This is a genomic window from Sorangiineae bacterium MSr11367 (assembly GCA_037157805.1).
Lineage (GTDB): Bacteria > Myxococcota_A > Polyangia > Polyangiales > Polyangiaceae > Pendulispora > Pendulispora rubella.
Genome location: CP089983.1, coordinates 8,606,867 through 8,624,575 on the forward strand (window position 1 = coordinate 8,606,867; position 17,709 = coordinate 8,624,575).

Annotated in this window: 16 protein-coding genes; 9 read left to right on the forward strand and 7 right to left on the reverse strand. The window is 63.5% G+C overall.

The annotated features are described in order from the left end of the window. Positions 1-225 precede the first annotated feature (225 nt). A complete protein-coding gene (locus tag LVJ94_33140; GenBank protein WXB01749.1) occupies positions 226-675 on the reverse strand; it encodes a DUF4145 domain-containing protein in 450 nt (149 codons plus the stop codon). A 665-nt stretch (positions 676-1,340) separates the two neighbouring features. Between LVJ94_33140 and LVJ94_33145 the strand changes: the two genes are divergently transcribed. Next, on the forward strand, positions 1,341-1,655 hold the full coding sequence (locus LVJ94_33145; GenBank protein ID WXB01750.1) for a hypothetical protein: 315 nt from the start codon (positions 1,341-1,343) through the stop codon (positions 1,653-1,655). Between the two features lie 1,360 nt (positions 1,656-3,015). Here the strand turns inward: LVJ94_33145 and LVJ94_33150 are convergent. Then, a complete protein-coding gene (locus LVJ94_33150; GenBank protein ID WXB01751.1) occupies positions 3,016-3,627 on the reverse strand; it encodes a TetR/AcrR family transcriptional regulator in 612 nt (203 codons plus the stop codon). A 42-nt stretch (positions 3,628-3,669) separates the two neighbouring features. Here LVJ94_33150 and LVJ94_33155 point away from each other — a divergent pair, with 42 nt between their 5' ends. The 3 genes from LVJ94_33155 to LVJ94_33165 are packed head-to-tail and all read left to right on the forward strand — an operon-like array spanning position 3,670 to position 5,874. Continuing rightward, the gene (locus tag LVJ94_33155) at positions 3,670-4,683 is read left to right on the forward strand and encodes an alpha/beta hydrolase family protein (protein ID WXB01752.1); all 1,014 of its coding nucleotides are present in this window, start codon (positions 3,670-3,672) and stop codon (positions 4,681-4,683) included. Then, positions 4,680-5,483, forward strand: coding sequence for an SDR family oxidoreductase (locus tag LVJ94_33160; protein WXB01753.1), 804 nt, complete (start codon positions 4,680-4,682; stop codon positions 5,481-5,483). The genes LVJ94_33155 and LVJ94_33160 overlap by 4 nt, the downstream gene beginning before the upstream one ends. A 19-nt stretch (positions 5,484-5,502) precedes the next feature. After that, complete coding sequence (locus LVJ94_33165) at positions 5,503-5,874, forward strand: nuclear transport factor 2 family protein (GenBank protein ID WXB01754.1); 372 nt, start codon at positions 5,503-5,505, stop codon at positions 5,872-5,874. Positions 5,875-5,955: 81 nt separating this feature from the next. Here the strand turns inward: LVJ94_33165 and LVJ94_33170 are convergent, their stop codons facing one another. Then, positions 5,956-6,312, reverse strand: coding sequence for a four helix bundle protein (locus tag LVJ94_33170; GenBank protein ID WXB01755.1), 357 nt, complete (start codon positions 6,310-6,312; stop codon positions 5,956-5,958). A 1,025-nt stretch (positions 6,313-7,337) separates the two neighbouring features. Here LVJ94_33170 and LVJ94_33175 point away from each other — a divergent pair. Further along, positions 7,338-8,789 (forward strand): hypothetical protein, encoded by a 1,452-nt coding sequence (locus LVJ94_33175; protein WXB01756.1) that lies wholly within the window; start codon positions 7,338-7,340, stop codon positions 8,787-8,789. A 21-nt stretch (positions 8,790-8,810) separates the two neighbouring features. Then, positions 8,811-10,160, forward strand: coding sequence for a hypothetical protein (locus LVJ94_33180; protein WXB01757.1), 1,350 nt, complete (start codon positions 8,811-8,813; stop codon positions 10,158-10,160). Here the strand turns inward: LVJ94_33180 and LVJ94_33185 are convergent. The 3 genes from LVJ94_33185 to LVJ94_33195 form a co-directional block, all read right to left on the reverse strand. After that, positions 10,157-11,152, reverse strand: coding sequence for a serine/threonine protein kinase (locus LVJ94_33185; protein ID WXB01758.1), 996 nt, complete (start codon positions 11,150-11,152; stop codon positions 10,157-10,159). The genes LVJ94_33180 and LVJ94_33185 overlap by 4 nt on opposite strands. A gap of 470 nt (positions 11,153-11,622) precedes the next feature. Beyond that, positions 11,623-11,907: a hypothetical protein gene (locus LVJ94_33190; GenBank protein WXB01759.1), complete on the reverse strand. Its 285-nt coding sequence runs from the start codon at positions 11,905-11,907 to the stop codon at positions 11,623-11,625. Between the two features lie 92 nt (positions 11,908-11,999). Then, complete coding sequence (locus tag LVJ94_33195) at positions 12,000-12,224, reverse strand: hypothetical protein (GenBank protein WXB01760.1); 225 nt, start codon at positions 12,222-12,224, stop codon at positions 12,000-12,002. Between the two features lie 425 nt (positions 12,225-12,649). Here LVJ94_33195 and LVJ94_33200 point away from each other — a divergent pair, with 425 nt between their 5' ends. Further along, positions 12,650-13,090, forward strand: a complete 441-nt coding sequence (locus LVJ94_33200; protein ID WXB01761.1) for a CBS domain-containing protein — start codon at positions 12,650-12,652, stop codon at positions 13,088-13,090. A gap of 88 nt (positions 13,091-13,178) precedes the next feature. Then, entirely contained in the window at positions 13,179-15,035 is a 1,857-nt protein-coding gene (gene ilvD, locus LVJ94_33205) for a dihydroxy-acid dehydratase (protein ID WXB01762.1), read from the forward strand. Between the two features lie 93 nt (positions 15,036-15,128). Here ilvD and LVJ94_33210 read toward each other — a convergent pair whose 3' ends face one another. Continuing rightward, positions 15,129-15,599: a MarR family winged helix-turn-helix transcriptional regulator gene (locus LVJ94_33210; GenBank protein ID WXB01763.1), complete on the reverse strand. Its 471-nt coding sequence runs from the start codon at positions 15,597-15,599 to the stop codon at positions 15,129-15,131. 173 nt (positions 15,600-15,772) lie between these two features. Here LVJ94_33210 and LVJ94_33215 point away from each other — a divergent pair, with 173 nt between their 5' ends. Continuing rightward, positions 15,773-17,635: an MBL fold metallo-hydrolase gene (locus LVJ94_33215; protein WXB01764.1), complete on the forward strand. Its 1,863-nt coding sequence runs from the start codon at positions 15,773-15,775 to the stop codon at positions 17,633-17,635. Positions 17,636-17,709 lie beyond the last annotated feature (74 nt).

Consider the following 17,709-nt stretch of genomic DNA (forward strand, 5'->3'; position numbering starts at 1 on the left):
GCCGCCTAAGCGCTTGCGATAATTAATAAAACATGTCATCGCCTACGGTCACCACCCTATCGAGGGTCGCGACCTCTAGGTGATGAAAAGAGGTTCGGAGTCGTGTCGGGAGTTATGAAAGAGCGAGATCGACGAATACGCGAAGAACAGTCAAAATAGATAGACACGCCGGGGCCCTTGAGTAGGGCGGCCGTACATGTTTTTCGGTACTCGATTGAGAGGATTCTAAGGCTTCTTCTTCACGTATGCGTGTTTCGCCTTTACATCGTCACCGATCTTCTCGTCGTCGTAGAGCGCTTCTAGCACGCGGCGCAGCACCTCAAGGGTGGTGATGGCATCATCCTCCGTGATCTCGGGACCGCCGTGCGCGGCAGAATTGCCGACGACCCGCAAGGGTTCGGCCTGTTCATACAGGCGGTTCGTGATGAGGGCATTTTCTTTGAGCCATTTGAGCTTGGCGGCGAGCATCCCCGTAGCCTGGCCCCCGCTCTTGTCGTCGCATGCGGCTTCAAGCGCCCTACGCGCCATTAGTGCGGCCGGTCGCCAAATGCCATTTACGAGACACCTTTGCGCGTCGTGGGCCTCTTCGCGAATCGCCGCGGGCACGTGCTCGCTCACCTGCCGCGGCATGGCAGGCGGGTAGACGACCGGCGGATCGCCGTCTAGGTACAACATCGGCCGCATGCACTTCGTGCAAGTCGCAATCCTGTAAAATTCCTCATTATTGTTGCGATCGTCCCAGCGCCATACGGCTTCAGAGCCACCATTGTGAGGGTGTCGCGCCGGTGTCGGCGAAGTCCTCCCGCCACAATGACCACAGTTGATATATGTCAGCATTGCAGCATCGTACACCGCTGGCACATACCCGTCCGTTGCATTCACGCCGCGCTGGGATGGAAACGGAGGGGAAGCTTTTCAGCTATTCGCGTGAAGAGCCAGGAACGGCCCGATGCGCGTCGCTCTCCACATACAGGCCCCGTTCCACGAAACCAAGATCTCCGGGCATACGTGACAGCGAATTTCGTCTTTGTCGCGCATCGTTAGAGAGGACGCCGTCAACGCGTAGCCGGTGCCGCACTTGCAAGCGTGGTAAGGTTTCGTTCCGATCGGAAGTCCTTCACGGTATTCTCGCTGGAATTGTTCAGAGAGCTCGGTAAATGGATCGCGCGCCATGGTTAAACTCTGCCACACTCGATGAAGATCGAGCTGAACCGGCTACGGATTGACAGCCAAGGACTGACGGCCCGCCTGCGGTTGGGCCGTATGCCCGCTTCCCTTTGCCTGCCACCGAGATATACGATGCATCGTCGCCAACCGCCGTCCACTTTGGGGAGGAAAACATGTCAGATCTACCGAGCCATGCGTTTCTACTCACGTCTCTGAAACAGGAACTATTGATCTTACAATCTCACTTTCGCGAAGGCACGGCGCAGGAGCAGGGAACTGCCGCCATCAACGCGTCCGCCGCACGCGCCAAGGCAGTCGCTTCTATGGTGGTCGAGTTTGTGTCTAGGGACCCTGACGACAAGGCCGCCGCAACAGAGGTCAAACTACGTATCGCAGATGTCGCGACGGGTGGTGGGCAAGGTATTGACCGCATGAATGAAGCCTTCCAGGCTCTCCTAGAGCGGTTTCCGCACGCGCGCCTTCTATGACTCGCTAGAGCGGAGAGACGCGAAGCCGCGGACTCTCTGGCTCGCGCGGTTCGCGGCGGCTGCACGCCTTCGCGTAGGGGCGACATGCTTCTCCATCATCGAGATCGAGAATTTCCCACCGCCCGCCGCCGCCCTCCGACCACACGAACCACGCGTAGGCCGTCGAGCGGTGAACGACGGCCGGAGAGGCAAGCCGAGCGCATCGCCGTGCTTGGCGCGTTCGATGGCCGCGGGATACCACCGTGCGAGCAAGCCGAGGTAGTCGAGTGCCGATACCCGTAGACTGGATATGTTGGAATCGACACATCGGGTGCGGCGGCTCAGCAGTCACCTCGAGCACCGCCTCTCCCTTGTCCGGCGCCGCTAGCTCGCGGGGGGCTGAAGGGGAACGAGCCACCACCACCATCGCGCGCGTTTGCGAAGCGCTCGCGGCTCGCGCCACCAACCCTTCGAATCGAGGATTGCGACTCACGGGTGAACTGCCATTCTATCCCACATGACCTCGGTGAATCGTGGCGCCGGCCTTCATGCGACGTCGAGAAATATCGTGATATTCGCATTGGCCGGGGTCGCGATCTCGATACTGTCTGCGGCGTGTGGGCACGGAAGGCCTCCGCTCGTGCCTTGCGCGTATCGAGCCCCCATCGATAGGACCGCGTTCAATCGGCTTAACGCGAGATTGAAGGCGATGGAATTCGAACGAGCCGAGTGCCCTGAAAGTCATAGTTCTTTCATGTGGCGCTCAGGAAACCATGATGCGGATTCCAAAGCGTTCCATGCGTGGGCTATGCAGGTCGAAAGGGAGCTGGTGAAGCTCGACACCGCATGGCAAGTAAAGCCCGACGCATGTTGCGGCTCACTCATCGGGCAGCCTCCAGGCAGAGCGTGTCTCGTCATCGATCGCTCGACCAGAAACACGGCCCCAGACGAGCTCGCGGAGGTCCTCGAACGGAGTCTCGCCAGTCGCGACCTCATGGGCGCACGGGTGGGCCTGAGGTATCTCTTCGTCGGTGGTCCAAGCGACGCGCGGTGTACACCGAACGATCCGAATTGTGGACCTATCCCCGCTGGCCGGAGCGTGGATGATGAAATCTCCGAGTGTGCATCGTTGGCTGCCACACGTACCTGGACGCGGCGGCCGGTGTCCGTGTTCCTCGGGATGAGCGGGCTCCGAGTGCACCCCCGCGGCTCGTGCACCTACGACGGCGAATGCACGTCGCTCAACGGAGAGTGCGTGAGCGTTGAAGTTGCCTCCGCCTCTCCGGATTATGGGTCGCGGGGTGCCTCGGCGGATGGCATACACTGCGGTTGCGTCAAAGGCCAATGCCACTGGTTCGATTGGCCATGAACACGCGGCCGGTCATGCGTTACGACTTCGCTTCCGCGGGCGCAGGCCGTCGAACATGAGCGACGTGTAGCGGCGGGCAAGCTTCTCCGGCGACGAAGCATCGAGCCCCACCCATTGGGCGAGGCCGTCGAGCACCAGCACCGCGAGACCGTGGATGGACGACCAGGCCAGCATGGCCAGCTCCTGCGGATCGCCCGCCTCCACCGCCCCTTCCCTCTGGGCCGAGGCTATCGCGTTTACGGCAATGGCAAAGACGGCGGCCTCGGCGGCGCGGATGGCCTCCGTGTGGGCCGCCTTGCCCGCGGCCTCCACGCCGAACATCACGCGAAATTGCCCTGGATGTGAAAAGGCGAATGTGAAGTACGCCACGCCGAGGGCCTGAAACCGCGCCAGAGGATCGTCCCCCGCGCTGGCCTGCACCTCCGTGGCGCGGGCGAGCAGCTCGCGAAAACCTTCCTCGGCGACCGCGGCCACCAAGGCCTCGCGGTTGTCGAAGTGCCGGTAGGGCGCGCCATGCGTCAGCCCCGCCCGCCGCGCGGCCTCGCGCAAGCCAATGGCACCTACGCCGTCCTCCTCGGCAATTTCGATTGCGGCCTGAAGCAGAGCTGCACGGGTTCGTTCCATGGAGTTTACACTGTCTACTTTCGATGTATACTGTATCGCACTTTGATCGATATCGATGCGAAATTTTCGACGGTCCATGCAGATGACAGTGTCATCTCCGGGCACATCGTCGACCGGCTCTATGCGCGCTTCGGACGCCGCGGCGAGCGCCTCTTCGCGCACGGCTGGGGCGACGACGCGTTGCTCGAGCGGCTGAGTGCCGACGTCTTTCGTCCCTCGCCGGCCAACGTCACCATCACCTGGGAGGGCGACCACGGACATTTCGCCTCCCCGCTTGCCGACGCGTTGCCGGCGGAGGTGCGCACGGCGCGGGTGCGTCGGTTGCGCGCCGCAGGCTCGCCGAGGCGAACGGCGTGCGTCCTGCTCGCGGGCTCGCGCGAGGAAGGCTTCGCGCTGCGCGAGTCCATTTACCGCCCGCTCACCACGGAAGGCATCGACCTGGTGCTGCTCGAGAATCCCTTTTACGGATTGCGGCGTCCGGCAGGGCAAGACGGCGCCAACCTGCGCACCGTGGCCGAGCATGGACTCATGAATGTCGCCATCGTCGCCGAAGCGCATGCCCTGCTTGCAGCGCTACGGGCGGAGGGTTACGCGCGGCTGGGCATCGCGGGCTACAGCATGGGCGGCTATATGGCGGCCCTCACGGCCGTGTTCACGGACGCGCCGCTGGCCGTGGCGGCATTGGCCGCGGGTTCATCACCCGCACCGGTGTTCGTCCGCGGTGGGTTGTCCCACTCCATCGATTTCGCAAAGCTCGGCGCACCGAGCCTGGGCGACGCCCGCGCCCGGGAACGACTCTACGCGCTGTTCGACACCGCGCGCATCACCCAGTGGCCCGCACCGGTGCATGCCGAGAGCACCATCTTGCTCGGCTGCCGGCGCGATGGCTACGTCCCCGCGAGCGAGACGCGGGCCCTTCACGCCCACTGGCCCAAGAGCGTCCTTCGCTGGATCGACGCCGGGCATATCTCCGCCTTGTTCACCGAGCGGCGGGCCCTTCGCGCCGCCGTCCGCGACGCGTTCGAACGCCTGCCCAACGACACGAGGAGACCATGAGCACACAAAGTATCTTCCGCGACGGACTCTTGGCTGGCCAATCGGCCTTCATCACCGGCGGCACCAGCGGTATCAACCTCGGCATCGCGTGCCGATTCGCCGAGGCTGGAGCCAAGGTCACCATCTTGGGGCGCAATCCGGAAAAGGCCGCACGCGCCGCCGACGAAGTGCGCGCCTTTGGCCCCCACGTGCTCGCCGTCACGGCCGACGTGCGCGATTACGCCGCCTTGGAAGGTACCATCCGCACCAGCATGGATGCGCATGGCCCCATCGACATTCTCATCAATGGCGCCGCGGGCAACTTCCCCGCACCCGCCATGGGGATCTCCTCGAACGGTTTCAAGGCGGTCGTCGACATCGACCTCATTGGCACCTTCAACGCCTGCCGCGCGGCCTTCGACTACCTTCGCAAGCCGGGCGCGCGCGTCCTATCCATCTCGGCCACGCAAGGCAGCGTCCCATCGATGATGCAAGCGCACGTGTGCGCCGCCAAAGCGGGCATCGAAATGCTCACCAAGGTGCTCGCCCTCGAGTGGGGCGCCGCCGGCGTTCGCGTCAATGCCATTGCGCCGGGCGGCGTCGAGGACACCGAGGGCATGCGTCGCCTCGCCCCCACGCCCGAGATCCTGGCCAAGCACACCGAGAGCATCCCGCTGCGGCGCTTTGCCACGCGCGCCGAAATTGCGGAGGTCGCGCTCTTTCTCGCGAGCCCCGCCGCCGCGTACATCCACGGCACCGTCCTCGCCGTCGACGGCGGGCACGCCCAAGCCGGATTCGGAACCGCCGCCGTCCTCGGATAATCAAGAAAAGGAGTTCTCCATGAAACGATTTCGCCAAGCCGTCGAAGCCTCGGACATCGAAGCCCTCGTGCAAAGCCTCTCCCCCGACGTCGTCTTTCACAGCCCCGTGCGTTTCCACGCCTTCGAGGGGCGCGAAACGGTCGGCACCGTTCTTCGCGCCGTGATGCGCGTCTTCAAAGACTTCCACTACACCAACGAACTGCACGGCGGCGGCGAGACCGCCCTGGTCTTCCGCGCCAAAGTCGGCACCCTCGAACTCGAGGGCATCGACTTGCTCACCGCCGATCCCTCCACCGATCTGGTCACCCACCTCACCGTCTTCGTCCGCCCCCTCTCCGCCGCCCAAGCCCTCGCCGCCGCCGTCGGCAAAGAGCTCGGACTCACGTCTTAACGCGAGGCTCGCCCAGGCCACGTGCGCCGGTGGGACACCGGCAAGGAGCCGGACGCCGTCGTCCAGCTCCTGCCGTGTGCACTAGCCTCTCGCGCCAAGACGGTGAAGCATGGCGGCGACGCGATCGAGCCGTTCGTCACCGGTTTCGATCTCACGCGCGTCGACGTAGCCCCACGCGACGGCCACGCGCAAAGCAGCGCGCGATTCGCCGTTGGAGCCCGCCGCCGTGGAGAAACGGGCGATGCGATGACCACCTTGGCTGCGGTTGCCCTCGGCAATGTTGAGAGCGATGGAGCTGAGGGCTCTTCGAAGCTGTTCGCCCAGATCGCGATCGCAGCACCGGATGCGAGCCACCGTGGGGCGAAGAAGCTCGATGGCTTGAATCGTGAGTTCGAGGACGTGAAAGCCAGAGGGGCGGTGGGGTGGTTTTGCTTGCATGCCCCTTCAAGCGAAAGAAGCGTGACAGCGCCCTCGCTTTCGAATGCCGACCACCGACTGGCGCTGGCGCGCTTCTTTCGCGTTCGGCAGGCAAGCAAAACCACCCCACCGCACCGGGTGCAGTTTCTCGCGGCGGATTTCGACGGCAATTCCGAAGACCGACGCCGACGCCGACGTCAGAATCGGAATCGGAATCGGAATCGGAATCGGAATCGGAATCGGAATCGGAATCGGAATCGGAATCGGAATCGGAATCCGCGTCGGCGCTCGGCGTCGGCGCTCGGCGTCGGCGCTCGGAATCGGCGCTCGCCGTCTACCCGACCGACATCGAACCTCTGCCCACGACTCGTCAACGCCAAGTTGGGCGACGCGACACTGGCCGCGCGCGCACTGCACGATGGCCACGCGATGTCATTGCCCTCGAGCGTCCGGCACTCGCGCCCCCCGACTGGCCCAGCCGTCTCGCCCCGAGGCGTCCCCTTCGACGCCTTCGATGCTTTCGAGCTCGCCATGCTCGGCCCCGCCCTATCGTTGCCGAATGCAGCATCGTGGCGCTCGTCGACCAATTCGAATTTCGGGACAGTGTCGACGCGCAAGTAAGCACGTGCGATGGAAAAACGAAGAACGGGACGGCATCGCCTGATTCGTCCGTTATCCATCCGCGACCGAAGTGCGATCCACCTGATCACGGTACTTTTATGACTCGGGCGACCGCGCCGGCCATTCAGGCTTAGGAGTCCATCTCGCGAGACTCCCTCTTAGCGGGACAGGCTCTTAGTTGAATGTGGTTTTCAAGTGGTATGCTTCATGCTGCTTTGCATCCACGAAAAGGGGGCCTTTTCGATGGAAGCCCAACCACCACCAAACTGAGAGTCGCCGCCTTGCAGCGAACTTTCGCGCACAACCGCGGCCACGCACATGCAGTCGTCAGGTCTCTCCCGGGGGGCGTAGGGGACTCCATGACATTTCGTCATTTCATCCTGGTCTTGTCCGGGGCAATCGTGGGGTTGGCCGTTGGTGTAGGCATGGGTTCGATACCCGGCAAGCCTCGGGCGCGCCCTCGCCTATCGGTAGCCCCCGACGCGGGCTCCGTGAATGACACCACGACCCGTTGCCAGGAGGAGCTTCTCGAAAAGACGACGAACAATGCCTGTTTGCTGGAGTTTCTCCAGGAGGGTGACGCGTCCGCCTCGCCAAAGTGCCAATCCTTCACCTGCACGCGCATCGAGGCACCCGAGGATATCTCCGAGCCCACCAGGGACGAGTGGAAAGCCTTCGCAAGACAGGAACACGTCCAATTCTATCTGCCATGCCCCGTGCGGGAAGATTGGATACCCGACGATCGCGACCGCGCCGAGCTCGGCCTCTCCCCCGCGGAGACCCAGGCCTTGGGCGAGATGTATCGGGCCTCGAGTGTGCGGCTCTGGGCCAAGGTAAAACCGATTTGTGCCGAGGCCCTGAGCATCGGCCCCAATGCGGCCGATCGTCTCGGCCTCACCCATTGTTCCGAAGTGCTCGACGCGCAGGCGCGCGAAGATCCCAACCTTCTACGCTACGTGGCGGAAGTCCGAGGGCGCATCCCCTCGGAGATGGCCACGGATTACGTTTCCGCGCTTGGCCGATACGTTCTGGCCCGGCTGGACGAAGCCAATCGTTTCGAGGGTGACCTCTCGCGCCGCATCGGCAGCGACACGGCGCGCATCGTCGCGCGCTCGGGTTCGTTCTGCAGGGGCCCTCGAAATCCGCACCCGCGGCGGTACGCTTCCGCCTCCGCCAACGAGCTGACCCTTCGCTGCCGGGACCAGGTGATGGAGGCGGAAGCCGAAACGAGGCGCCTCTCGAGACGGCTTTATCGCCGGCTCGGCCGGCCCGTGGACCCTTATGTCGAGTACAAATGCCTCGCGCGGGACACGATGCCAAAACGCCCCCCTACCCTGGCGGAGGACCGTTCGGACCTCCGGCCGGACCGCGACGAGTGGAAGGCCCTCGCCGAGCGGGGCACCCTGAGATTCGGCGTGCCCTGCCGCATGACCGATCCATTCACGCCCCCGGGCGACGATGCGCTGGTCCGAGAGGGTGTGACGAAGTTCGATATACGCAACCTCGCCGAAGCATACAAGCGCTCGACGGCACGTATTCAAACCATGGAATCGGCAACATGCGCCGAGGTTCTCTCGATTACCTTGGAGTCGGCAAACCGCATTGGAACCAAAACGTGTTCGGCCATTCTCGAAGAGCAATGGCTCCGCGAGGATCCGGGCATCTTCCGCGTAATCGCAGAGATTCGCTCCGGCGAGCGCGCCCGCGAGCCCTTCGCCCTCTCGCCGCTCGCCCACTACTACCTGGGACTGACCGAGGAGATGGACAACTTCGAGGCCGACCTCGCGCGCCTCGGCGGCATCGAACGGGCCCGCAAGATCGTAGCTTCACCGTTTGCGTGCTTCGACCGCGTCGAACTTCCTCCGCACGTAGAATGAAACGATGATATCCATCAGCTGGTGAGCAGGCGACTTGGCGCGACGGTGGGGGCCCTTCTCATGACGGTGTCGTCCGTGCGGACGCTGCGTGCACAGGAGCACGACCACCAGTTCTTCTTCTCCGACGACGCGGCGCTCGCCGGCGGGGCGGTCGCGGCGACCTCCGACGATTCGGGGGCAATCTATTACAACCCAGCGGGCCTTTCCCTCAATCGGCGTTCGCATGCGGACCTCAATGCATCGGCCCTCGGGGTGCGCATTCGGTCGATCGATCCCATCATGGCCAACCGGCTGGTGGAGGGCAACCCGTCCGTGCGGCTTCGCACGGTGGACATCATTTCCACGCCCCACGCTGCAGGCATCACCCGCCGCTTCGGCGAACACACGTCGGCGGGCTTTGGCATCTACGTCATCGATTACGACGTTCGCACGGGCCAAGATACGACGACGCAAACCAACCCGCAGAATGGGAATCCACTTCGCCACCATGTCGACCTCGATCTGCAACGAAGCAAATACCTCGTGGGGCCGGCCATCGGATGGCAGCTCGTGCCCGGGCTTCGTTTGGGCGTCGGCGTTTACGGTACGTACGCGACGGAGACCGCCGGCGGGCGCATCTTTCTCGATGAATCGCGACAGGCCGGGGGCAATGGCGAAGTTGCCTATCTCTTCTTTCACTCCCGCGGGAGCCTTTCGAGCATTGGTGCACGCGCCACGGTGGGCATGCAGTGGGACTTCCTTCCATCGTGGACCCTCGCGGCCGTCGCCCGCAGCCCGGAAGTGCAACTCATCGCGTGGGGTTCTCAACTCAGCGTGGTTTCGACGGGCAGTTCGGTCACGAACGAGGCCTCACCGCCGACCTTCGTCGTCACGGAGGACGATGCGGCCAACTCGGTGACCTTGAGCAGACCGCCCCATTTCCTCGCGTCGATTGCCCACAAATTCGACCGCGGTTTCGTTTCGGCCGAGGTCGACGTGCAACCGCCGCTGCGCATCGTGTCGCAACAGATCGACCGCGAAACCACGTTCAACGCGCGGATCGGCGGCATCGCCCCCGTTTCGTCGACGATGTCGCTCGGCGCGGGGCTTTTCAGCGATCGCGCCATGAGCCCTTTGGCCCTCGGCCTTTCCGCCGATCGCATCGACTATTACGGAATCACCGCCGGAGGCCAACTTCGCACCTTCATCGGCATGAGCGGAAAGGCGGAAAATGAGCCCCTGGTGCTGACCACGACCCTGGCCATCCGCGCCGCCGTCGGAATCGGCGAGGCGCGCACGTACGATATCCAATCAGCAGGCTTCGTTCCGAAGTCGACGGACGTCGTCTTTTACGAGTTCGTGCCCTATTTGGGTTCGGCCATTGTCTTTTAGGGACCGAAGATGTGGCTCAAAAAGAGCACCACCGCCACGAGCCCCAGGGCGGCGGCCGCCAGGCCCAATTGCCGGAAACGGCTTCTTCGCACACGCTGGATCGGAGTCGTCGGGGTCGTGCGGCTCGAGGCGCCGTCCATTCTGAGGATGATCGCATCGAGGGCCGAATAGATTTCCGCCATGGTGGCGAATCGGGATGACGGCGCCTTGGCGAGGGCTTTCATGACGATGGCCGCCACGCCGTCGGGAAGACGAGACGCCACCTCGGACAGCGGCCGCGGTTGCTCGCGCAAGATCGCGAATGCGACGGGAAGACGGCGCGGATTGTTGGTCGTCGTGGGATGAATTCCCCCACTGAGAAGCTCGTAGGCCAGCGTACCCCACGCGAATTGATCGCTTCGCCCGTCCACGGCATCGCCCAACGCTTGTTCGGGCGCCATGTAGAGCGGAGTTCCCATGACGATGCCGGTCCGCGTCTTTTCCATGGGATCGGTCGCATTGGAGATATTTGCGAGCGAGGACATGCGCTTGACCACGCCGAAATCGAACAACTTGATCTCGCCACTGTTGCACACCATCACGTTCTCGGGCTTTACGTCGCGGTGGACGAGCCCTTGCCTGTGCGCGGCATCCAGCCCGCGCGCAATCTGAGCGAGCCAGGCGAGGCGCTGCCGCATGCCCACGCGTTCGTCCCCCATGAACGCACTGAGAAGATGCCCCGAGACCAGCTCCATCACGATGTACGGAATACCGTTGAAGGTCCCAACATCGAAAATTCCGATGGCGTTCGGATGATTGAGCGACGCGGCCGCGCGACCCTCGCGCATCAAGCGGGTGGCGACTGCTGTCTGGGCCACCTCCGGCCGGACGACCTTGAGGGCAACTTGGCGACGCAGCATAGGGTCGTACGCTCGGTACACGAGCCCCATTCCGCCTTCTCCGAGCTTGCCCTCGATGCGAAAGCGGTCAAACGTATCGCCGGCCAACAACATGGTGGGCTATGCCCTCCCCTTCCTAAGACCTCTCGTCCGCAAAAGCGGGAGGGGTTCGAGCTATATGATGATGCACTTTACATCATCTCCCCCTAGGAAGCTCTATGACCGCGCGAAGCTTCTCTCGTGTGTCCGCGTGCGCCATTTTTGCGGGTGGCTCCGTCCGGTCAGAACGGAGCTTTCTCGCTTGACAGTCTTGGAGCAACGTCTGCCAACGGCGGCTTTTGCGACAGAGACCACACCAGACGACACCCAGGTCGATGTAGCATGCCTTCACGTGCCACCACGGTGAGACGCCCCCGCACGATTCTATCCATGACTGAATCCCGTCCTGGCCCTCCACCGTCCTCACGATGGTCGCGGGGACTTGGATCTCCTTATCAAGACGGGACTGTCGTCCCGAAGACAGGTATGTGCATTAAAATACGAAATATCGCATTACCATGTATCGGCCCGATGTGCAGGCATGCTCATCTCCGCGCGCGATAATGCGGCGGGCGAAGGGTCTCGGCGATGTCCCCTGCGTCGTCCGATTTGGGCGCGCGGGGTGCGTCCGAGGCCTTGGCCTCGGCCGAGCGCATGTTCGCGAGCAACTCCTTGGCATTCGCGACGTAGCTGCGAACCCACTCGAGCATGACCTGGTGGTCGGCGTCGACGTCGAACCCGTTGCGACGAGGGGAGCGAAGCACGTGTTCGACGTCCTCGAGCCGCCGATAGGCATCATCCACCATGTCGTCGAACGTAGGCACCTTCATTCGCGTCCTCCCAAGTCCCGTCGAGCCGACAACTGCACGCCGACGGCTTTGCCACGACACCGTCACCGCTGCAACACCCGAGATGCTTGGTGCTACGCGTTGCGGTTGCTCTCCTCGGCCGTCCGCAGGATCCCATGCGCGGCGGCGATATGGGTGCGAGCTTCCTCGAGCGCGTCGACCTGCTCTCGGGTCGGAACGGCGCCTTGCCAAGGCAAGCGAAGAATCTCCTCGGCGTCCTGCAGCTGCCTGCGTGCATAGCGAAGCAGATCGGCAAACGTGGGAAGGCTCGATCCTTCGCTCGGCGGAATCATGGGCATGTGGACTGATGTTGCCTAGCTAACAAAAATTCGTCTTCGGCGGCGCGAAAGATCGACACCGCGGCGATTTTCGATCGATGAACCCAGTGAACACACCGTTGCGTCGACGTGACGCGTTCTCGACGCGGAGCTCGGTCGACCCTTATCCAACTTGCTCTGGTCGGTTGCGGCCGAATCGACCGCGCCTCGCCCGCGCGCCAAATGCATTTTGGCAATTCGATATCGCATCTCGACGATTCGACGGCGAAGCTCACGCGTAGCGGAAGACGCCGCCCGCCCGCACGTCAGCCATGAGATCGCCTGTATGCAGCGTGTCGAATGGGCGCCTCGACCGTTCTACCCCGCAGACGGCTGGCGCCCGTGTGCACTTGTCCGTCGCCGCGGGCCCTTCGGGCTATACTGAACGAACTCAAAGGGGGTTCGCGATGAGCACCACCGTTGGTCAAATTCTCCAAACCAAGCCCGACTCGGGCCGCATCGTCTACACCGTTTCCAAGACGGATTCCGTCTACGACGCCATCAAGCTGATGGCCGAAAAGGGGATTGGCGCATTGCTGGTCCTGGACGGCGACACCGTCGCCGGCATCGTGACGGAGCGGGACTATGCGCGCAAAGTCGTGCTGAGGGATCGCTCGTCGAAGGATACCCGGGTCGAACAGATCATGACGACCTCGGTGCGTTACGTGGGCACGCAACAAACCAGCGACGAATGCATGGCCCTGATGACCGAGCGCCGCATGCGCCATTTGCCGGTCATCGACAAGGGGCAGCTCGTCGGCATCGTCTCCATCGGCGATCTCGTGAAGAGCGTCATCGCCGACCAGCAATTCATCATTAGCCAACTCGAACATTACATCCACGGTTGAAAAGGTGTAAGCGAGCTCGTGCTCGTCCGCGGATGCACGTGCGGCGCCCGCGGGCGGCCAAAATGGGCTAGTTTGTACGCAACCCGACATGCCCCAATACCGATCTCGCACCTCCACCGCAGGCCGCAACATGGCAGGCGCACGCGCCCTCTGGCGTGCAACCGGAATGAAAGATGACGACTTCGACAAACCGATCGTCGCCATCGCCAATTCATTCACCCAGTTCGTCCCTGGTCACGTGCACCTACAGGATCTCGGCCAACTGGTCGCTCGCGAGATCGAGAAGGCGGGCGGCGTCGCCAAAGAGTTCAATACGATCGCCATCGACGACGGCATCGCCATGGGCCACGGCGGCATGCTCTACAGCTTGCCCAGCCGCGATCTCATCGCCGATTCGGTCGAATACATGGTGAATGCCCACACGGCGGATGCGCTGGTGTGCATCTCCAACTGCGACAAGATCACACCGGGTATGCTGATGGCCGCGCTGCGCCTCAACATCCCGGTCGTGTTCGTATCCGGCGGGCCCATGGAGGCCGGCAAGGTGAACTGGGGTGACAAGACCCGCCACCTCGATTTGATCGACGCCATGATCGACGCGGCCAACCCCAAGGTGAGCGACGCCGAGGTCGCCGCCGTGGAGCGCTCGGCGTGTCCGACGTGCGGATCGTGCTCGGGCATGTTCACCGCCAATTCGATGAATTGCCTCACCGAGGCCCTCGGGCTTTCGCTACCGGGCAACGGCTCGATGCTCGCGACGCACGCCGATCGCAAGGAGCTCTTCTTGCGCGCCGGCCGCGTCGTGGTGGAACTGGCCAAGCGCTATTACGAGCAGAACGACGAGACCGCGTTGCCGCGCAACATCGCCACGTTCGAGGCCTTCGAGAACGCGATGAGCCTCGACGTGGCCATGGGCGGTTCGACCAACACGGTGTTGCATTTGCTCGCCGCGGCGTTCGAAGCGGAGGTGCCCTTCAAGATGGCGGACATCGACCGCGTCTCGCGCCGCGTGCCCTGCTTGGCGAAGGTGGCCCCCGCCACGCAGAAATACCATATGGAGGACGTGCACCGCGCCGGCGGCGTCATGGGCATCCTCGGCGAGCTCGATCGCGCGGGGCTCCTGCACCGCGATGCGCGCACCGTGCACAGCGCATCGATGGGCGCGGCCATCGACGAATGGGACGTGGTCCGGCAAGCGACCGATTCGCCCGCGGTCCTGTTTTACCGCGCCGCCCCGGGCGGCGTGCCCACGCAAACGGCGTTCAGCCAATCGCGGCGCTATCCGACGTTGGACACGGACCGCGCCGGCGGGTGCATTCGAAGCAAAGAGAACGCCTATTCGCAAGATGGCGGCCTCGCCGTGCTCACGGGCAACATCGCCGAGCGCGGGTGCATCGTGAAGACGGCGGGGGTCGAAGAATCGATTCTCAAGTTCTCGGGGCGCGCGCGCGTCTACGAGAGCCAAGATGCGGCGGTCACCGCGATTCTCTCCGATGAAGTCGTCGCCGGCGACGTGGTGGTCATCCGCTACGAGGGCCCCAAAGGCGGCCCGGGCATGCAGGAGATGCTCTACCCAACTTCGTATTTGAAGTCGAAGGGCCTGGGCAAAGCCTGCGCGCTTCTCACCGATGGCCGTTTCTCTGGCGGCACCTCGGGATTGTCCATCGGCCACGCGAGCCCCGAGGCCGCCGAAAAGGGCGCCATCGCCTTGGTGGAGGAGGGCGATCGCATCGAGATCGACATCCCGAACCGCACGATCCGCCTCGCCATCCCCGACGAAACCCTCGCCGCCCGCCGCGCCGCCATGGAGGCAAAAGGGCCGCAGGCGTGGAAGCCCATCGGCCGCGAGCGCATCGTGAGCCCCGCCCTACGCGCCTACGCCGCCATGACGACCAGCTCCGACACCGGCGCCGTCCGCGACGTCAGCCAGGTGGAACGGAAGTAATCCAAGAGAAGAAGAAAACGCCGGGACGCCAGAGGAACCAACGATAAAGCCCTCATTTCTAGGGTTGATAGTTGGTTCCTCTGGCAGCCCCCTCTATCCGCCCACCTCGAGCTTGTCGGCGATCGCGACAACGTCGGATAGCTGCGCTCGGAGACCCTCGAACTGTTCGGCGCCGAGAGTTCGGCGAATCCGCTTTTGTCCCTCTTCCCAGTGCGGATACGCGGCCTCGATCAGTCGTTCGCCGGCGTGGGTCAGGAGGACTACCCGGGCGCGGGCGTCGGCGGCGGCGCGCGCGACGCGCAGGTATCCGGCCTTTTCGAGCGGCACGATGTTCCTCGTGAGAGTCGTGCGATCCATGACGAGTCGCCCCGCAAGGGCGCCCATCGTAGCTCCGTTCTCGCCGAACATTGCCGCCGCGACGAGCACCGAGAGCTGAGATTCCTGAATCCCGACCGACCTAAGGCTCTCGTCATAAATGCGGGTGAAGAGCCGAGCCACTTGTCGGACTCGCATACCCGCACACTCTTTGGCGATCCGTCGCGCCATCTGCGTGAAGTCTGCCATGCACTGTGTATATGCACGGACCGCTCATCTGTCGAGCAAACGACCCTTCGTGGTCGAGGCGCCGCGAGCCGGGAGGTCTTGCGAACTGCGCCGTATCAAGCGCCCACGAGAGGACAAGGCGTCCACTTGACGACCCCAAATAGGTGCATATACACGTATGCAGGAGTGACGACATGACTTGGCCGACTTCGCAGCCGTTTGCCGAGGCGCGCGTTCGCGCGCGCCTCGCGGTTCTCACGATTCTCCTCTGCTCGTTCATGGGCTGCGGGAGTCCGCCTACGCCTGCGGCGCCACTCACTCGAAATCGGGATCTCGAGGCGTTCCGGACGCTCGCCGCAGAACCGAACTCCGACAAATTCGTCCTTCTCGTCACCGCCGCACTGTTCATGTCGGGGCAGCGAGAGTGGGACGGTGTCGTGTATTTCGGCAAACTAGCATCCGAACAACCGGCACGCCGCGCACTCTTCCTTTCATTGCAAGGGCTGATGCAGGCGCGCGTCGCGGCGGACGTGCCTCTACTTCGACGCGTAGCCTGGGTAGAGGACGCCATCGGCAAGCTCGACGCCGGTGTCGCGGCCGATCCGGTTCTCGGACGATTCGCACGCGGGCTCGTGTTCGCCGATTTGCCCGAACGCTTTGGCAAGGCGCACGTGGCGGTGGGCGACCTGCAGTTTGTTCTCGCGCACACGGAGGAGCTGCCGGCGCCGTTCAACAGAGGGCTCTACCGCGGGCTCGCAGCGGCGTATCGAACGACGGGCGATCAGGCGCGATCGGAAGAAATGCTGGCACGTTCCGGTCTTCGATCGCTCGATGAGAAGCCGCAAATCCTCGGCGATGTGGCAGTCGGCCCCGTCGAAGGCTTCCGCTTCGGAACGCGACGTATGGTGAAAGAGGCGGACGGCGTTTACGTCGCGGAAGGATACGACTTCGCCAACATCTCATTCATCGTCGGCGACAACATGGTCGTAGCCGTCGACGCTGGAACGAGTGAACGTACCGCTCGCGAGGCCCTTGCGGAGCTCAGGAAGATCACCCAGGCGCCGATCAAGTACTTGATCTTGACACATGGTCACTGGGACCACGCGGGAGGAGTCGCGGCGCTACGCGAACCGGGTACTCGGGTGATCGCATCTGCGTCGTTCCCACGAGTGCTCGCGCGATCGCAAGTGACCAAGATTCCCTTTCACGACTTTTTTGGCGACGACAAGCCCAACCTCGCTGCAACCGTCGATCGACTCGTAAGCGCGAGCGAGTCGATCATCGAGGACGGAGTCGAGCTGACCCTGCTTCCGGGGCCCAGCGGAGAGACAGAGGACGCGCTCTATGTGATGGACATGCGGCACGGCATCCTCTTCGTCGGGGATGCCTTCATGCCGTACCTTGGCGCTCCTTTCGCGGCGGAGGGTTCGGCCGAGGGGTACCGGGACGCGATCGACTTCGTTCTCAAGCTGCATCCGCGCCGTCTCGTGCATGGGCATCCTCCGCTCACGGCCCTGTTTACGATGGACGCCATGCCCGGTCTCCGTGACGCCACCGCCGCTCTCTATGAACGAACCTTGGCGGCCGCCGTCACCGCTCGACCGCTCGCCGACATCCTTCATGACGACTTCTTGCCACCGTCACTCCGCGCGACCCCGAAGGCCGTCGTACCGTTCATGGTGGTGCGTGACCAGTTCGTGCAGCGTCTCTACCAAGAGCACGCCGGCTATTGGCAGGCCGACGGTACTGGGATGGACCACTTTACGCAGGACGAATGGGGGCGCGCCTTGAACATTCTAGCGGGTGAGAACGCCGGCAATTTCGCCCATGCGGTAGACAGGCTCCTCGCCCGCGGCGATGCACCGATGGCTCTCCAACTCGCAAACCTCGGAATCAAGCAATATCCGACGTCCGACCGCTTGCGTGCGGTACGGACCCAGGCGGTGAACGCAATGCGCGAGCGGGCCTCCGCGCTCAACCCCTTTCGCTTCATCGTGTACTCGGAGTGGGCGGGAGCGACCCTATCCCCGGTCGTAGCTCCCACGGAGAATCGTTGAGAAACGCCACGAGAAAGGACGGGCAAGCCGCACCGTACGAGTTTCACCATAGCGCGCGTGACGACGGCGAGCGC